This is a genomic window from Sphingobacterium sp. JB170 (assembly GCF_900163865.1).
GTDB lineage: Bacteria > Bacteroidota > Bacteroidia > Sphingobacteriales > Sphingobacteriaceae > Sphingobacterium.
In genome coordinates, this window is record NZ_FUKU01000068.1 from 1 (window position 1) to 1362 (window position 1362).

Sequence of the window (1362 nt, forward strand, 5' to 3'; positions counted from 1 at the left end):
ATCAGTAGCGTCCTAAATAATTTTTTGGGTACAGAAAGCCCGTCTTCATCGCTATTTCAGCGAAGATTTTGTTTTTAACACCAAATGTACCCCGCTGTTCGGTTTAGAACAGCACAAACTGTCCTTTTTCATCGGGCGGTTTGCCGGAAATAAACGGGTCGTCGGCCCATTTCCAGAGATCAATCTTGACGAAGATATTCAGTTTAATAAAATTCACCAGATTGGACAGATTCCAGCTGTATTTCGCCCGCTTCTGAATATATTTAAAGAGCAATATTCCGATCAGTGCTGTCCATATCTGGATATACACCGCATTCTCCGAAGTACCGACAAAGCTGTTCACCTTAAGGCGCTGCTTGAGATGTTTGAAGAAGGTCTCGATTTCCCAACGCTCTTTGTAAAGTGCAGATACCGTTTGAGGTTTCCATTGGAAATTATTGGTCAAAAACTGGTATTCGATATTTTTGATGCTGTCCAAAACACGCACTAACCTCATCCTCTTACCGCCGTATCTGCTCGCTGAGGTGCCGTCTAGCTCAATGATCTGATCTTCAATGATCCCTGCCTCGCGGAGCTCCTCACTCTTCCATGACCTCACAACGGTGTACTTCATGTTGGATTTGCTGCGTGTAACGAAAAAACACTCGTTGCTGTCCAAAACGTTCATCCAGGCATAGTCCACATACCCCCGATCGACTACCACGACACAGCCTTTGGGGAAAGAGATGGTTTTTGCTACCGTAGCTTCATGTGTTTTGCCATCTGTAATGTGCACAAAGGACGGCATACAACCTTCATAGTTTAGGATCGTATGTAGTTTTACAGCGCCCTTGGCACTACGGAACCTCGCCCAATCAAACACCGACAGGCAAAGTGGAATTACCGTAGCATCCATCAGGAAGACCTGTCTCTTCAATTGCCGTAGTTCTGAACGTCGGTGTGTCTGCTTTTGCCACAAATCATCCAGTAGCCGGTAGTACAGGTCCCGAAACAAGGAATGATCCCGATGCGCATTCATGTACGAAAGATTAGATTTACTCGGTACCCGACTGATTCCCATGTGACGCATGTTGCCCGTGGTGCTACGAAGCCCATTACTGATATCACGTACCGAATCAGCGGACGATAAATGGCAGAATAGCATGCTCACCAAATGTGTCCAGCTGTTGATTCCTTTATGGTGCTTGTCCGAATCATACTTCCTGACTAGCAAATTGAAAACTTCACGGTTTATGAGCGATAGAATCTGAGAAAATACATTTATATTTACCATGGCGGTTGGGTAGTTTTAGCGAATTAAATATAGCAATCCCTGCTGTATTAATCCACCGCCATTTTTTTCTTTGTTTAGGACGCTACTGA

At 44.7% G+C, this 1362-nt stretch carries 1 protein-coding gene; it reads right to left on the reverse strand.

Annotated elements, in window-relative coordinates:
* Positions 1-103 precede the first annotated feature (103 nt).
* Positions 104-1273: an IS4 family transposase gene (locus FM107_RS17840; protein WP_086949842.1), complete on the reverse strand. Its 1170-nt coding sequence runs from the start codon at positions 1271-1273 to the stop codon at positions 104-106.
* Positions 1274-1362: the final 89 nt, after the last annotated feature.